At 31.8% G+C, this 12,590-nt stretch carries 12 protein-coding genes; 9 read left to right on the top strand and 3 right to left on the bottom strand.

Annotated elements, in window-relative coordinates; all coding sequences use genetic code 11:
- The first annotated feature begins 83 nt into the window (after positions 1-83).
- Both rpsN and AC4BB2_RS09505 read left to right on the top strand, forming a co-directional pair.
- The gene (rpsN, locus tag AC4BB2_RS09510) at positions 84-353 is read left to right on the top strand and encodes a 30S ribosomal protein S14 (protein WP_490472697.1); all 270 of its coding nucleotides are present in this window, start codon (positions 84-86) and stop codon (positions 351-353) included.
- A gap of 36 nt (positions 354-389) precedes the next feature.
- The gene (locus AC4BB2_RS09505; protein ID WP_490472696.1) at positions 390-530 is read left to right on the top strand and encodes a putative metal homeostasis protein; all 141 of its coding nucleotides are present in this window, start codon (positions 390-392) and stop codon (positions 528-530) included.
- Between the two features lie 176 nt (positions 531-706).
- On the opposite strand, the gene AC4BB2_RS09500 is transcribed toward AC4BB2_RS09505, so the two are convergent.
- The 3 genes from AC4BB2_RS09500 to AC4BB2_RS09490 all read right to left on the bottom strand — a co-directional run bounded on the left by AC4BB2_RS09500 (position 707) and on the right by AC4BB2_RS09490 (position 4,255).
- Complete coding sequence (locus AC4BB2_RS09500; protein ID WP_490472695.1) at positions 707-1,972, bottom strand: hypothetical protein; 1,266 nt, start codon at positions 1,970-1,972, stop codon at positions 707-709.
- Positions 1,973-2,187: 215 nt separating this feature from the next.
- Complete coding sequence (locus AC4BB2_RS09495) at positions 2,188-3,492, bottom strand: sensor histidine kinase (RefSeq protein WP_490472694.1); 1,305 nt, start codon at positions 3,490-3,492, stop codon at positions 2,188-2,190.
- Positions 3,482-4,255, bottom strand: coding sequence for a LytR/AlgR family response regulator transcription factor (locus tag AC4BB2_RS09490; protein ID WP_490472693.1), 774 nt, complete (start codon positions 4,253-4,255; stop codon positions 3,482-3,484). Before AC4BB2_RS09490 ends, AC4BB2_RS09495 begins: the two co-directional genes overlap by 11 nt.
- Before the next feature lie 332 nt (positions 4,256-4,587).
- Here AC4BB2_RS09490 and AC4BB2_RS09485 point away from each other — a divergent pair, with 332 nt between their 5' ends.
- The 7 genes from AC4BB2_RS09485 to AC4BB2_RS09455 all read left to right on the top strand — a co-directional run bounded on the left by AC4BB2_RS09485 (position 4,588) and on the right by AC4BB2_RS09455 (position 12,532).
- Positions 4,588-5,718: a WxLIP family cell surface protein gene (locus AC4BB2_RS09485; protein WP_490472692.1), complete on the top strand. Its 1,131-nt coding sequence runs from the start codon at positions 4,588-4,590 to the stop codon at positions 5,716-5,718.
- 5 nt (positions 5,719-5,723) lie between these two features.
- On the top strand, positions 5,724-6,059 hold the full coding sequence (locus AC4BB2_RS09480; RefSeq protein WP_490472691.1) for an EF2685/EF0750 family sortase-dependent surface protein: 336 nt from the start codon (positions 5,724-5,726) through the stop codon (positions 6,057-6,059).
- Positions 6,060-6,413: 354 nt separating this feature from the next.
- A complete protein-coding gene (locus tag AC4BB2_RS09475; RefSeq protein ID WP_490472690.1) occupies positions 6,414-7,115 on the top strand; it encodes a hypothetical protein in 702 nt (233 codons plus the stop codon).
- A 106-nt stretch (positions 7,116-7,221) separates the two neighbouring features.
- The gene (locus tag AC4BB2_RS09470) at positions 7,222-7,887 is read left to right on the top strand and encodes a WxL domain-containing protein (protein ID WP_490472689.1); all 666 of its coding nucleotides are present in this window, start codon (positions 7,222-7,224) and stop codon (positions 7,885-7,887) included.
- A 54-nt stretch (positions 7,888-7,941) separates the two neighbouring features.
- Entirely contained in the window at positions 7,942-8,634 is a 693-nt protein-coding gene (locus tag AC4BB2_RS09465; RefSeq protein ID WP_490472688.1) for a WxL domain-containing protein, read from the top strand.
- 14 nt (positions 8,635-8,648) lie between these two features.
- On the top strand, positions 8,649-9,677 hold the full coding sequence (locus AC4BB2_RS09460; RefSeq protein ID WP_490472687.1) for a WxLIP family cell surface protein: 1,029 nt from the start codon (positions 8,649-8,651) through the stop codon (positions 9,675-9,677).
- Between the two features lie 29 nt (positions 9,678-9,706).
- Positions 9,707-12,532 carry a hypothetical protein gene (locus AC4BB2_RS09455; protein ID WP_490472686.1) on the top strand — a complete coding sequence of 942 codons (2,826 nt, stop codon included), beginning with the start codon at positions 9,707-9,709 and terminating at the stop codon, positions 12,530-12,532.
- Positions 12,533-12,590 lie beyond the last annotated feature (58 nt).

Raw genomic sequence — 12,590 nt, 5'->3', positions numbered from 1 at the left:
TCCTACAAAAGATCAAATAGTAATCATTACGATTTGTGTCCGATATAATTTCTTGAATTTATAAATATAGGAGGAACATGATTATGGCTAAAAAATCTAAAATTGCCAAAGCAAAACAACAACAAGCATTGATTGAAAAATACGCCGAACAGCGCATCGAGTTAAAAGCCAATAAAGACTATGAATCTTTAGCAAAATTACCAAAAGATTCCAACCCAAACCGCTTGAAAAATCGCGATTTGATTGATGGACGACCAAGAGCATATATGCGTAAATTCGGTATGTCACGAATCAATTTTAGAACCTTAGCACACCAAGGAAAAATTCCCGGCATTCACAAAGCAAGCTGGTAAAAGGTTAGTGATAAATAGATGTAAAGAGGTGATTGGATGGAAAAACAAGATCTTTCAAGTGCACGGAGACGATTGAAGTGCGCGAATCGAAAAACAAGAAAACGAGCCTTAAAAATCATTCAACAATACAAACGGGAGCAAAGACATCGAGTGATGGCTTCTGGTAATGTTGGTTGAATGCATAGTTATCAAATTAGATAATAAGAGTGGGAGAGTAATCAAAACAAGATTATTGCCCACTTTTTTATTTTTTGGTGCAGAAAAAAAACGCCCTTTATAAGATTAAAGTAATCAAAAAGGGCGAATATTTTATAGTTAAAAATTATACAATTAATGATATCTGGTATTTTTCTTTAAATTAGTGGTATGGAGAATGTCATTATAAAATCATCGTTTTCAGAATGAAAGAAAAATTTGGTTTCATCATATTGATTGAGGATTTTTTTAAGCGTATTGATTTTCTTTTTTTTGAAATAACTTTTAGAATTTACAGGAGTCACGGGTATTTTTTCTAGAGTATTTTCTATTTTAAATATAAGCTGCTGTTCTATCTTTTTAATTGATAAATATAAATTTTTTCTCGTTGTTGCTTTTACAGAAAAATCCATCAGAATAGATAAACAGTTGAGAAAATCAATTAAGCGAATGGAAATATCTTTTTCCGTAATTATATCCGGTATGTAAAGATGAAGCTGGATTTCTTCATCCTTACAAGATTCGATCAGATAAATCAACAGACCTTGAACCGATGGAATCGAGATATTACTAAGCTCAGCATAAGGATCTTCTTCTAGAAGCTCTGTTGAGTAATCAGTTATAGAAGAAATATAGTTAAGTGCTTCCTTCGTTTCACCTTGTTCAATATAATTAGCTAAACTTAAAAGAATATTTCGATAATCGTGCCTAAATTCATCTGAAATAGTGATTTTTTCTAATTCTTGATTATACTGCTCAAATAAAATATCCTTTTTTAGCTGTTGCTGATAATACTGACTATATAAATAAGCAGTAGCATAAACAATTAAATTTAACGTGAGCAATAAAAATGTGAGGTAAAAGAAAGACTCTACAAAAAAGTAATGAATAGCAAGTTGCTTAATCAAAGCAAAAAGAATGAGAAAAAAAAGAGCGATTATAGAATGGAGCTTATAGCTTTTGTGAATATGTAAAATAGAATCAGAGATTAGGTATATTTTATCAATTTTTTTCACGCCTAAAATCAGCAAAAAGAAACACAGTTGTTGTCCAAGTAATGAAAAAGGAACAAGAAATTGCCGTTGATCTGCATTAAGATAATGCAATTGAAACAGAAAATTTATAAGATCATAGGTGAAAAACCAAGAAAGAATGGTTAAAGAATTAATCGAAAAAAGCGTGAGTGCCATTAAAATCCAACTGGTCGTATATTGTAGTATAAAGATTGCTGAAGTCGCATAAAAAATAAATAATAGCATAAAAATATACGGTGTTCTAATAAAAAAACTAATAATTATTATTGAAACTAGTAGGATAGACAAAGTGATTGATTGTTTCTTACCAATATATTTTTTATTGAGCAAAGCCCAAATAAGCTGGAGATAGTTTATAGCAAATAACTCAGTTGCTAAATAGGTTTCCATGGCATCGGATACTCCTTTACGTAGAAAAATCGTAGGTTTATTTCATCATATCAAAAACCATTGAAAGTCTCAAATTATAAATAGTAATCAGAAAAATGATCGATTGAAATAGAGTGGAGAAACAATGGTTGGTGATACTGACCCTAAAGATAACAAAAAATGTAGAAAAAGGTGAGTAACAGTCACTTTCCTACATTTTTTTATTTGGTTATGAGTTATTGTTTGGTTAGTTTAGGAACTGAAAAACTAACGATAAAATAATCTTCTTTTTTTGAAATTTGATAACTTGCTTTTTTGTATTTATCGATCAATTTTGCAAAAATATGAAGACCTTTTCCTTGGTGGTTTTCTTTAGTTGAAAAATTATTTTGTAAAAAAGAATGGAACGAGATATCTTTCACTTCTTTATACTTATTTTTTACGATGACTTTAACAAACTGTGAATCTCCTGTAATAGTTATTTCAATAAGCTTACTATCTGTTTCTTGAACTGCTTCATAAGCATTATCTAATAAAATAGAAAAACAACGAATAAAATCAACAATACTTATATCAATATTTGTTAACTTTTCAGTGATTTGAATCTTTAACTGGACGTCGGTTTCTGAGCAGCGTTTAAGGAAACTGGTCAAAAGACCTTGAATCGGAGGATTATTGATTACAGCAATCGTTTTATATAAGTTTGGTGTGAGCAGTGAATTGGAATAATCAATAATCGTATGAAGTAGACGCAGTGCCTGTTGCGTATCGTCTGTTTCTAAATAAGAAGTGAGTCCAATTAAAAGCTGTTTATAGTCATGACGAAATTCATTAGAACGTTCAATCTTTTCTTTATCCTGTTCATATTTTTTATTAAGAATAGCAATGTATTGTTGTTCATTTTGTTGTTTAACTACGAGTAGAATATTCCAGCTGAGAAAAGCAGTGAAACAAATAATCATAAAAGAACTATAGAAGTAAGAGGGTGGATAGCCTTCTAAAACACTAAGTTGTTGGAGTACAATTGTTGTAAATAAAAAAAATAAAAGTAAAACAGATAATAAGCGATATTTTTTAGGTAAAAGATGAAGCGTTTTTGTTACTTTAAACCGTTTATTTAAATAATTTGCAAAAATCAAAAGCAAGTAGAAAACAAATTGTTGCAGAAAAATAAAGAACTTTAGGTATGTTGAGTATGTTTCAGGGGATATCTGATGATTGATTAATAAAATATCCCAAAAATCTAAAGTCAAAAGCCATGAAAGCAAAACAATCGCATTTTCAAAGCTTAAAAATAAAGCTGGAATTATCCAGTTCTTTACTTTTCTTGCAGGAAATAAAAACTGTAGAATAAAAAAAGGAATCAGCAGCAAAAGAATAAAATGATCATCTATCAACCATCCAATGATGATCTGAACAATCAAAATAACACTAAGCAACATCGTTTCTCTAAAAGATAGAATTTTTTTATAAGCAAACAACCAAAGAAGTTGCAAAAAATTCAGTGCAATCAATGAAATGAAAAAAGGTTTATCCAACATATTGATACTCCTGCAATCCTTTTTTTACTTTATCAATGATTCTTGTTCCTACAAAAAGTTCATTATCTCCTGAAAAAGTAATTGTGCCATTTTTACGATTAATTAAAGTGATATTTTCAAGATTGATTATGTAAGACTGAAGAGCGGAAAATAAGTACGCTTGTTTTAAATTATTTTTGACCTTACCGATTTTTCCTTCTATGATCAATTCTTCAGTAAGTGTTTTAATAAGTACACGACCTTTTAACCCCTTAAGTGACTCAATATATAAGATATCTTTACAATTAATATAAATTGATTCATATCCATTCATAAAAGTTGCGATATCTTGATCTTGTCTCCAGGTTGTTTTAGTCAAACTTTCAACTTTCATAAGAACATTTTCAATCGTTGATTTTAGTTCAGTTGAATCAACAGGATTCTTTACGAGATACCCAAGTGGGAAGATATCACTATTGATAATCGAAATAGCCTTGTCTTCGAAACTAGTTAGAAAAATAATATTACACTTTGAATTGACTTGTCTAATCTTATTAGCTAAATCAATTCCCGAATACTGGGTTTTTAAATCAATATCTAAAAAGAAAATATCATTGTCAGAGATGTTAAGTGTTGGAATATCTTCCATAAAAAGTAAGTGATTATCCAATGGGGATATTCTATAGTGAAAATGGCTTGAATGATAATTTTCAAGATAATAAATGATTCGTTTCCTATAAAGATTATCATCTTCAACTACATAAATGGTTGTATTATAAGTCAATATATTTCCTCCTAAAAAAGTAAAAAATTAAAAATAAATAATTTTAATATATTCTAGAATAGAATGATAGAAAAAGAAAGGTTTAAATAGATTAAAAATGAAAAAGGTTGTATATGTAATAAGAGAACGCTTACTTGTCAGTTTTTCGTTTTGTAAAAATAAAATTAATAAATAAAAAGATGAAATGTAATTTGGAAACGCTTACTTGCTGTTTTATTTGTTATACGCTAATTGTACTATGAATGAGTTCATTGATAAACAAATATGAACAAGGTATAAAAAACAATGTAGTTCTGGTCATTGATGAACTAAGAAAGGAAGTTAAGATTATTGTGCAGTTAAAAAAAATCATAAATTATTACAGATTGTTTCTATTTATTTGTATCCCACTTTTTATTTCTCCTATTCATTCGATTGCGGCTGAAAAAGAGACAGACCCATTAGGTTTTGTCGTTCAAGCAATTAGACCGGATACACAAATTGAAACGAACAAATCTTATTTCTCTATTGAAACAAAACCGGAAGAGACACAAGTACTGAAGGTGAAAGTCAAATCGACGCAAAAAGATCCACTGAAAATAAATATCTTTGTGGCGAATGGGACAACAGGTTCAACAGGGAATATTGAATACGATAAACCAACAAAAGAATTTGATGAAAGCTTGAAGCATCCACTAACAGAATTTGTTCATATTGAGGATTCAGAAATCACGTTAGAAAATTTTGAAGAAAAAATAGTTGAATTATCTGTAACTCCACCGAAAGAAAGTTACGAAGGAATCAAACTAGGAGCAATTGTTTTCCAATCTGTCGAAGATAAAGAGCAGACAAAGAATCAAACAATATCTAGTAAGTATCAATACAAAATTGGATTGATTACTACAGAAACAGGAGAAGAATACGAAAATGCTAAAAATCTAGAGCTGACTTCAGCTAAACTTGGTTTAAAACTTGGGCGTAAGCAAGTTTCAGCAGTTATACATAATCCAGACCCTAAAATAGCCGATAATTTAAAAATCGAGGCGACCGTCACTAAAAAAGGATCAAAAAATATTTTAAAAAAACAAACAGTTGAAAATGCCCGGATGGCGCCAAATAGTACGTATGAATTTTCAGTGGATTGGGGAATTGATGCGATAGACCCTGGTGAATATATACTAAACGTTCATGCACAAAATGATGAAGAAGATTGGAAATGGGCAAAAGACTTCAGCGTTTCAGCAGAAAAAGCAAAGAAAATGAATGAAGAGACAGTTTTTAAGGTAGAATCGCCTGCTTGGTTACCTTATGTTGTTATTTTAGCAATTGGTTCACTTATATTAGTACTTGTTATTTTGGCAATTAGAAATAAGCGGTGGAAAAAAATGCTTCAAGAACGTGCTAAAAAAAGAAAAGCGAAAAAAGCTAAACGAAAGAAGGCAGAACGAGTTAAAAATAAAACAAATAAACGAGTGAAAGAGTGAGTCCGATGAATCCGAGTCTTAACAAACTATCCTATAAACGATTGGTCACAATAATACTCTTTTTTAGCCTAAACCTCTTTTTAGCACCATCTGTATTTGCTAATGAGGCGGGAGAAGCAGAAGTTGGGATCACTTTTAAAGAAACAGAAGATGAGACCCCGCCGCCTGTGCGAGATAATACACTTACAGCAGATAAAAGCAAACCGACGAATAAACGAGTTAGTTTTCCAAATACTGGAGAAACAGTAAAGCAGTTGACGTTATTGATAAGTGGAATGATTCTAATCGTGATTAGTTTTGCAGTCATTTTAGATAAACAAATTAAGGCAAGTAACCATTAATCCATGTGTAAAGAAAAGAGTCGCTTTAAGTTTGATTAAGGGAGAATATTTTTTATGAGAGTCCATATATGGCTATATATTTTAGGAGCATGTAGCGCAATTTCTTTAGGAATGTTTCTCTTCTCCTTAAATAGAGACAATATTTTATTAAAAAAACTAAAATTTAAAAGAACAAAAATACTAGTAAACTGGCTTTTATTAGCTGTTTCGATCATCTGTTTTCTTTTGCTGATCTATGTATTTATGTATATTCAAAAACAAATCAATATTTTTAATCTGAGTTAAAAAACATTTCTCTTTCAACAGTTTACTACGGTAACTTCCTCAAAGATAAAATATGTTAGGAGAAAATCAATGAATAAAAAAGTATTAGGAACACTAGTTTTAGGTTTATCAGTTGGCGCAGTTTTATTGCCACAAGCAGCTCAAGCAGCGGAAAGAGAAGCAAATACAGGAGTTGGTATTGGATTTAGCAATGACGATGATAATACTGTAATCCCTGGACCTTATGATGAAGCATTAAGTTTGATTAACAAACCAACTGCTTTCAAATTTGGTACGGAAAATGAAGCAAGCGCACTTAGCTCTGTATACTACCAACAATTAAAAGAAAAACAATACATCGCAGTATATGAAGATCGTGATGAAGCTCAACAAACAAACTGGAAATTGACTGCTAAATTGTCTGATCTGGTTAGTACAACAGATGCAACTAAAAAATTAGTTTCAACAATGACGATGAATTCAGCAAATATTTCTACTTTTGATTTAACAGATCAAAGAGATAAAGAAACGGGTAAATTGCCATCGACTATTGGAAAATTACCAGATTTGAAAAAATATGATGAAGATAAAGTGACTGGTGTTACTAAGGTATCTCTAGTAGCAGGAGCTACAGGTAGTTCAGATATCATGGTTGGAACAAAACCTGGAAGTAAAGGTTTTGCAGCTGAAATTAGAAATGTTCAGTTAGCTGTAAATTCTGGTCAAAAAGACGATGCGAATGGCAAACAATTCACAGGTACTGTTAGCTGGTCTTTAGAAGATACAATTTAATTTAAACATATAAAAAATAAAAAAACATAATACGGAATATTTTAATCTTGAGGGAAGTTGTCGTAGTAAGCTGTTGAATAGAGAAAAAATGACGGAGGAAATGTTTATGAACAAAAAAAGAATAACAACTTTAATTATAGCAATCACTTTTGGTGCAACAGTATTACCAGTTGCAGCCAAAGCAGATGAGTTAAAATCTGATATAACGGTAAATGTTGATGCTGGAACAGGGGCAGGGCCAACGGAAGAGGAAATCTCAGATAAACCAGCTCGTGAAGGAGAGTTTATCATCAAAGGAGTCTCTGATTTTAATTATCCATCCGTACCTTTAGGGGAAACAAGAGCAGCAACAATTGCCAAAGATAAAGCATATGGTCTTGAAGTAGTCGATGTAACGGGAAATGGTACTGGCTGGAATGTCAAAGTATCGATGGATTCTTTTAAAGTCAAAGGCGGAGAAAATGACGGAGAAGATTTAAAGGGCTGGGAATTAACAATCCCAACAGCTGAAGTTACCTCAAAAAGTGCGTCCATCCGACCTGAAAATACACCAGTCGGAAAAGAAGCGAAGATATCAGGCACTTTATCTGGCGTAGTTTTCAAAGCAGATGCAGGTAAAGGAATGGGTCGTTATACGAATATTTTTGAACGATATGCCGACAAACAAGAAGTAACTAGAAAAACTGGTGTTCAGTTATCTATTCCTAATACAGCACGTAAAGCAAGCTATATCGGAAAACTGAATTGGACATTAACAAATACACCAAATTAAAACTGAGATAAGAATTTTTTGTTGGTAAATCAAAAAATGGGAGGATAGATAATAGTGAAATCAAAATATTTAAAAGTTGCTTTAGTAGGTTTAGTTGTATCACCAGTTTTTGTAGCAGAAACTGTTTTAGCAAAAACAAGCGATGCTTTAAAATCAGATATTGATGCAGTCATTATCGAAGGGAAAGAGAGTCCCGTCCCCCCATCGTTTGGTCAAGATCCAGAAGATCCAACAAACAATGGTACCAACAGTTCGGGCTTATTAAAAATTGATCGAGTCCCAAATTTTAGTTTTGGGAAAGTGATTAGAAGTGGGCTATATCAAGAAGAATACGCAATCAATTCTAATCCATATATCCAAGTGTCGGATTTAAGAGGAAACTTAGGCGGCTGGTCACTCTATGCGAAGATATCTAATTTTGTTTCTGAGCCTACAACAACAAATCAAAAAAGATACTTATTAAGTGGAGCGAATTTAACGATACAAAAAGGAGATATTCAAGAACACAACTCTGAATATGCCGCTCCTCCCAAAAGCCACTCTGTTTCACTGAACAAAGATTTACAAAAAGTGATGACAGCCGATAAAAACGCTGGTCAAGGGGTTTGGGCAACAAGATGGAAAAGTGAAAAAGGGGTAAATAAAAAGATTACACTGGACATTTTGCCTAATACTGCTAAGGCAGGAAGAGAATACATGGCAACAATCTCTTGGAAATTAGCAGATGTTCCGAGTGCAGAAAATTAGATGGAGAGTAATAGATGACATTTTTTAAAACAATAAAAAATTGCTTAACGGTAGTTTTAATGGTGACGTTCGTAAGTGTTTGTGAAAGTGCATATGCGGATGGAATGGGCTATTCAGTCCAAGCGGTTATTCCAGAAAATCAAATAGATCAATCGAAAACGTACTTTGACTTGAAGATGACCCCTGGACAAACCCAGAATATAGAGTTAGAAATAAAAAGTTCTAGTGAAGAGACGTTAAATTTAGCTGTAGTACCATACATAGGCACAACCAATCAAAATGGAGAATTAGAATATAGTGTGGAACCTGAAAAAAATGATTCAACGTTAGTTTATCCAATTACTAGACTAATTTCAGGAAAACAAAAAGTGACACTAAAACCGAAAGAAACAAAAAGAGTGACCTTTAGTTTAAAAATGCCAAAAAAAGCGTTTGAAGGGAAAATAGTTGGAGGCTTTAACGTTTACGATGAGGCAAATGAGGCAACAAAAGAGTCAGAATCAAAGAAAAATGATGTTCAAATAAAAAATGTTTTTTCTGTTGTGATTGGGATACAACTTCGGGAAAAGTTGGATAAAATCAAACCAGAACTTAAGCTAAATACAGTCAAAGCAGGTTTGTTCAATTACCGAACGGCAATTACTGCAAATATCCAGAACATCAAATCGGATTTTGTTAGTGACTTAACATTAACAGCAAAAATCAGAAAGAATGACTCAAGTAAAGTACTTTATGAAGCAGAAAAATCCGAAATGGCGATGGCTCCTAATTCTAATTTCAATTTTCCAATTTCATTAGAAAATCAAGAATTAGCAGCAGGAAGTTATGAGTTAGATGTAGTTGCACATTCAAAAGATGATGAATGGACGTTTACTAAAAAATTTAGAATCACGGATGAAGAAGCTGCTCGTTTGAACGAAGAAGCTATTGAAGTTGAGAGTAAAACGAGCAATAAATTTGTGTGGATCATCATTTTATCAATTGGTTTAATTACTATTCTTTTGTTCGTAATCTTCTTCTTATTGTGGCGTCGTAAAAAATGAGGGTAATCTAAAATGGAGTTGAATAAATAATGGTACGGAAAAAAATAGGTTGTATTTTATATATCGTCTTGTTTATGGCTAGTTTATTAATTTTACCGAAGATAAGTTATGCTATAGATGTGACTGGGTGGAGTCGTTTTGGGTATTTGCCAAATGAATATATTCTAAATAATCAGGGGATCGCTTCTAATCTAAAAACAGAAGAAAAAATTGATCTAACATCGAATATTATTAATTTGAATTATTTTGGGACAAAATTAGAAGAAGATGTTAGAATTCAAAATTCTTTGCCAAAACTAAACGCTTACATTAGTTTTTCTAAAGGTCAGGAGCTACGTCTTAAAAATGTAGGTATTTATAAAGGTAAAGCATTGGAAATTAGAATTACGTCCTTAGAAGCGCTGTCTGTAAGGATAGCCTCTAGAGAAAATAATACTGCTCTAATGACCTTTCAGAATGGGTCTTCTTCAATGGTGAAAGCTACACCAAGAATAAGTTACTCTTTGGTAGATCAGGAATCAGGACAAGAAATAAACGATAACGTTAAAGTCATGATGCCTATCAGAATAATATCAGGATGGTCTACTTACATAACAGCTATGGTAATCCCATATGATATTCCTTTAATTGTTTCAGATAAGGGCCAAGAAAAAAATTTACTTAGATCTAAATTTAATACTTATTTTAATAGTATTGCTGTAGGAGGAGCGACGACTGAGTATCAAGTATTTGAGATGAGTTTGTTACATCCTCTAAATAAAGGAATACAGTTAGGTTCTTATGTTAGTGACGGCTTTAATAGTACAAGTTTTAGTTTATTTGATTCTCAGTCTAAAATAATCAGCCCTCAAGAGTATAATAAAGTGTCAGTTACATCAATTGATAACGAATCGGGTAATTTAAATTATATAATCGAGCAAGAAGTTCCTGAACAAGAACTCACTGTCTATTATCCCGAAAAACTTGAACTAGATTACTCTAAAGGAACAAGTAACTTAAGGTTGTCAAAACCAACTATTTTTTCTGAGAATAAGGTTATTGCAGTTAACGAGTATAATTTTAGTAACAATAAAGTGATCTTACCCAATTCATTTTTAAAAAAATATGCAGGAAAAAAGGTACAAATAAAATTCAGCAGCGACATTGATTATTCAGATAAAAAGACGTTATCGTATTATGACACAGCCAAGCAGAATTTTAAATTTCCATTGGGACTAAAAAGTACTAGTATAAAAAATTCTGTTAGTAAAACAGAAATTGAAGTGACAAATAATGCCATTGTTAAATTTCCTCTGGTATTAAAAGCAGATGGGAATAATAAAACAGTAGATATTGAAAGTTCTACTAATAATTATAGTGAAAATGAGTTTATCACGAATGTATCTAGTAATTTTCCAAATGATACAGTAATTGCAACCTTTAAAAATAAGGTTGAATTTAATACAGTAGGCAATGTAAGTATCCCAATAACGTTGAAAAGTGGACTATTAGGAATAAAAAAAGAGATATTGGTTCCAGCTAAGGTCATTGCACGACCAGTTACCTCAGCTTTTTTTGAGAATCAAGCCTGGCTTATTGATGAAATAAATCGCCAGTTTTCAACTAAAGGTAAGAAAATAGACGCAAATCTTTATATGGCAGATCTATTAAATATTACGTCAATAACTAACCGAACAGGAGCAGATTTCCTAAATCAGCATATTCCAAAAAATATAGAGGCTCTTCAAAATTTGCAAGTAATAGATTTAAAAGATAAACACCTTAGTGGAAGTTTGCCAGACGAGTTAGGCAATTTAACAAACTTGAAGAAACTATCAATATTCGGGAATAGTTTTACAGGAGAAATCCCCAAAACAGTATCAAAATTAGAAAATCTTGAATTTCTGGCTCTAGATGATGACAAACTGACAGGAACAGTTCCTTCTGGACTTGAAAAATTAACGAAACTAAAACAAGTTTATATTAATAAAAATTTACTCGTTGGGATCTTACCTACATTTAATTTAGGGCCTTTTACGAATTTTGATATAAGTGATACTCAGTTGACATACAATGATAAACTTGCGCCAAGTTTTATATCTAAAACTGCTCAATATCAACAAACGTTCATACCAGGCGATAATAATGTATCGTTAGCAAGTATTTCCAATCTACCAATTATTAATAATGGCACGAAAATAAAACCATTTGATCCCAATAATGTAGGCTTTCTTAAGCTTCATGCACAAAAAAAAAATCAGGAAAAAGTAGCTCTTTACTCAGGTCATACATTTAAAATTATAAATAAGAAAAGCAGTAAAATAATTTACGATGGACCCGCAAATCCAGAAATCGAAATTTCCATTGATTCTGATGAAATCTATCAAGTGGTGATGGATAACGCTGATAAGAATCCAAACAATAGTACTGAGTTTGAAGCAAAACGTCGCGAATATAAGCTTAGTGAAGTACCTAAAACGTTATCGCTAGATTTGAAATTAGGTGATTTAGAGCATCAACCAGTGAAAATTTCCAGTAAAGATAGTTTAAGTGTGTTTGATAATCGCTTGAATAGCCAGTGGCAATTAAAGATTAAGCCAAGTGAACTGAAAAGCAAAACGAGAACAATGTCAGGAAGTTACTTTTATAAATCAAAAGAGGGTGTACCTGTAGAAATTTTAGCTGGAGACTCGTTTACAACGATTGAAAGTGGAACGAGCGAACCAAATGCAGGAACAATAGAGGTATCAAAAGAGTGGAATGATAAAAGTGGATTATTTTATAAACAGTCAACTACTGGTAACTACAAAGATGCTTATACTGGGAAACTTGAATGGCAATTAGTAGATGCGCCGACAGGAGATAGTCAAGAATAAAGTCTGTTTTGATCTCTGTCTCTTTGCTAATTAATGATAATGGCATTGTTTCTAAGCT

The sequence above is a fragment of the Enterococcus sp. AAFC-DPL-5146 genome, assembly GCF_058216635.1.
This window is presented reverse-complemented; position numbering and strand designations above follow the sequence as displayed.